Origin of the sequence: Mycobacterium sp. E342, assembly GCF_001667665.1 — a bacterium.
Lineage (GTDB): Bacteria > Actinomycetota > Actinomycetes > Mycobacteriales > Mycobacteriaceae > Mycobacterium.
This window is the reverse complement of record NZ_LZJM01000304.1, coordinates 1-3,260: the sequence shown is the minus strand read 5'-3', so window position 1 is coordinate 3,260 and position 3,260 is coordinate 1. Positions and strand designations below refer to the sequence as shown.

General features: G+C 63.8%; 2 protein-coding genes. Both read left to right on the top strand.

The annotated features are described in order from the left end of the window. The first annotated feature begins 783 nt into the window (after window positions 1-783). Complete coding sequence (locus tag A5692_RS25305) at window positions 784-2,217, top strand: nitrate/nitrite transporter (protein WP_068061594.1); 1,434 nt, start codon at window positions 784-786, stop codon at window positions 2,215-2,217. A gap of 447 nt (window positions 2,218-2,664) precedes the next feature. Continuing rightward, on the top strand, window positions 2,665-3,260 hold a 596-nt coding region (locus A5692_RS25300), incomplete at its 3' end, for an MFS transporter (protein WP_156766272.1).

The window sequence follows — 3,260 nt, the reverse complement described above, 5'->3', positions numbered from 1 at the left end:
GGTTTACCTACTTCGCAGTTAAACCGAATTGCGCGCATTCGGCAACGCGAATCACTCATTTACAGGAGATTTCCAGCTAACTTCACCGGTACGTTCAGATGTGTACGTCGCTTCAGTGGCGACCGCCAACTGCACGACTCGCTCCAGTGGCGCGGCTTCGATCGTTCGCCGCCGGCCGCAACGGCCGACCGCGACAGCAAACCCTCTGGTGGGCGGTGCCGACGAAGGGGTTCCCGCTACCGGCAAAAGGGGTCGCCGATCCGCTTGGTGGAGTGTCTTGCCTGAGCCGACTTCGCGTGCCCGGATTAGGCGTGCCCGTTCCATTCATACATCAAAGACCCGAGCGTTTTTCACGGCGGCTCCTGTATAAATTTGTTTGGGCGGTTGGTAACTGGACATATCGGTGAGATTGGCTGGAAATGTCCTGTAAATGGGTGATTCGAGTTGTCGAACGCGCGCAATTCGATTTGACTGTCGGTCGGTTGGCCATACCGGGTTGCCGCCCGGGACGTACCTGTGGGCGGCGGCGCGCAACGTTGGTGGAACCGCTTCAACTGTGCGTCACCGCCGACGTCGATGGTTCCATCGGAAGTTGATCCAATGAGCGGCCGGCCAATCGCGGGCGTTCACGGCTGAATGACCTCGCGCACGTGATGACAATGCGAAAACACTGACAGCGAATCGATCTCGACCCCGCGATGCTGAATCGGCAATCGCCTCAATGGAACCGGCCGCCACCGAGCGCGATGGCGGTCAACGTGACCGGTGAAAGGTAACTACCGCATGACGCGTGCCCAACGCATCCCGGACTGGGACCCAGAGGATGTCGCCGCGTGGGACGTCGGCAACAGCGCCATCGCCCGTCGCAACCTGATCTGGTCGATCGCCACCGCGCACGTCGCCTTCTCCATCTGGTACCTGTGGTCGGTGATGGTGCTGTTCATGCCGGTGTCGACTTACGGTTTCTCGACCGGCGACAAGCTGCTGATGGGGGCCACGGCGTCGTTGGTCGGGGCGGTCGCGCGCATCCCCTACGCCATGGCGGGCGCACGGTTCGGCGGGCGCAATTGGGCGATGTTCTCGTCGGCCATACTGCTGATTCCCACCGCGGGAACCATCGTGCTCCTGAACCACCCGGGGCTGCCGTTGTGGCCGTACCTGGTCTGCGCAGCCTTGACCGGATTGGGCGGCGCCAACTACTCGGCCTCGCTGTCCACCGCCGAGGCGTTCTTCCCGCAGCGGCTCAAGGGCTTCGCGTTGGGCTTGACGGGCGGGATCGCCAATCTCGGGTCGGCGGTGATCCAGGCGGTCGGCTTGTTCGTGCTCGCCACCGTCGGGCACGAGGCGCCGTACTGGGTGTGTGCGATATACCTGGTGCTGCTCGCCTTCGTCGGCGTCGGCGCGGCGCTGTTCATGGACAACCTCCATTACCGCATCGATATGAGCCACCTCAAAGAGGTGTTGCAGGTGCCTGACTCCTGGGGTATCGCGTTCCTCTATCTGTGTTGCTCCGGTTCGTTTCTCGGTTTCGCGTTCGCCTTTGGCCAGGTGCTCCAGCACAACTTCTTCGTCAGTGGGCAGAGCCACGCTCAGGCGTCGCTGCACGCCGCCGAGGTCGCCTTCACCGGGCCGCTGTTGGGGTCGGTGGCGCGGGTGGTCGGCGGCAAGCTGAGCGACCGCTTCGGTGGTGGCCGCGTCAGTGTGGCCTTATTGATCTGCATGATCGTGGGCGGGGTATTCCTGGTCGTCGTCAGCGCCCACGACGACCTCACCCGCGGCGCGGGCAAACCGGTGACGGTATTCACCATGGCCGGCTACATCGTCGGCTTCATCGCGCTGTTCATCTTTTCCGGTGCGGCCAAGGGGTCCGTGTACAAACTGATCCCTTCGGTCTTCGATGCGCGCAGCCGGGAACTGATGGTTGACGACGCCGAGCGCCGGCAGTGGGCGCGCGTCAGGTCGGGGACACTGATCGGTTTCGCCGGTGCGTTCGGTGCGCTGGGCGGTGTGGGAATCAACATGGCCCTGCGGCAGTCCTACGACCATGCCGGTACCGAGACCCCGGCGTACTGGATCTTCCTGGCGTGTTATGTCGTGGCCGCTGTCCTGGCTTGGGTGCGGTACGTGCGACCGCGGTCCGTGCTCGCGTCGGGGGAGGTCAGGCCGATCCAGGAGGGGCCGGTACACACCGCGCCCGTCGTGGCGCAGGGGCGATGACCTGCCGGTGGTGCGTTCCTGCGGCCGGATTTTTGAGTTGACACGAAGGGGAGACGGCGCAACGTTGTCTGGAAATCTCCTGTAAGTTGACCATCTTAAGTTGTAAAGTATCGGCACCGGCGTTTTACTCGATGAAGGAGGCGTGGGATAGGCCGCAACTGCCGGTCAATGTCGGTGGCCGACGGTTCCTGCGGAAGGTTCAGCATCGCCGGCGGGCGAGGCGCGCAGTCATACGTGACGTGGAGGACGACGAGTGGCCGTTCAGGTTTCACCGATACCTGCGATCGGACGCGTCATCGGGCTCCGCGGCGAAATCACCGTGGCCGCACCGTTTCCGGATCGGCAAGCATTGATTTGTTGACCAGCCCGACCACGCCAAGCTCCCCGAGCGGTCGGGGAGCCAGGCTAACGGGCGCGGCGGCATCGTCTCCGAAAGGTAGATATCGCGTGGCGCGTTCTCATCGCATCGCGGTCTGGGACCCGGAAGACCCCGCGGCCTGGGACAACGGGAACCGCGCCATCGCTCGCCGGAACTTGTTGTGGCAGATCGTCAACGTCCACGTCGCCTTCTCGATTTGGTACCTGTGGTCGGTGATGGTGCTGTTCATGCCGCAATCGGTGTACGGCTTTTCGACGGGCGACAAGCTGTTGATTGGTGCCGTCGCCTCCCTGGTCGGTGGGCTCGCGCGCATCCCTTATGCGATGGCAGCCAATTGGTTCGGCGGACGCAACTGGACCATGTTCTCGGCGGCCGTGCTGCTCGTTCCCACCGCAGGCGCGATGGCGCTGTTGGCCCATCCCGGCCTGCCCTTGTGGCCGTACCTGGTGTGCGCCGCGCTGACCGGACTGGGCGGCGGCAATTATTCCGCGTCGCTGGCCAAAGTCGACGGCCTGTTCCCGCAGCGGCTCAAGGGATTTACGCTCGGTCTGATCGGCGGGATGGCCAATCTCGGGTCGGCCAGCATTCAGGCCGTCGGGCTGGTGGCGTTGGCCAGCGTCGGGCATGAGGCGCCGTACTGGGTGTGCGCGATCTACCTGGTGCT